At 69.4% G+C, this 409-nt stretch carries 1 protein-coding gene; it reads right to left on the bottom strand.

What is annotated here, in order from left to right; all coding sequences use genetic code 11:
• Positions 1–104: 104 nt before the first annotated feature.
• Positions 105–409, bottom strand: a 305-nt coding sequence (locus PUR61_RS45085) for a hypothetical protein (RefSeq protein WP_329874839.1), incomplete at its 5' end; no start/stop codon positions are given.

The following is a 409-nucleotide window of genomic DNA, read 5'->3' as shown; positions in this document are numbered from 1 at the left end:
GGGGGGGGGGGGGGGGCGGCGCCCGGCCCCGGCCGACCGCCCCCGGCCCACGCCCCCCACGCCCCACCCCCCCACCCCCCCAACCCCCCCCCCGCCCCCCCGCCCTACCAACACAACACAAAAAAAAAAAAAACCACCCCCCCCCCCCCCACAAACCAAAAAAAAAAAAACACACCCCCCCCCCCCCCCCCACACACACAAAACCCACACCACCCACCCCCCCCCCACCCCCCCCAAAAAACAAAACCCCCCCCCCCCCCCCCCCCCCACACCCACAACCAAAAACACACCAACCCCCAACACCAAACCACACCCCCCAACCCCCGCCCCCCCCCCCCCCCCCCCCCCGCACCCGAAACCAAAACAACAAACAAAAAAAAAACCACCACCCCCCCCCCCAACACCACGC

The organism is Streptomyces sp. BE20 (assembly GCF_036322525.1).
Classification (GTDB): domain Bacteria; phylum Actinomycetota; class Actinomycetes; order Streptomycetales; family Streptomycetaceae; genus Kitasatospora.
Note: the sequence above shows the minus strand (reverse complement) of the source record. Positions and strands in the feature narration are given on the sequence as shown.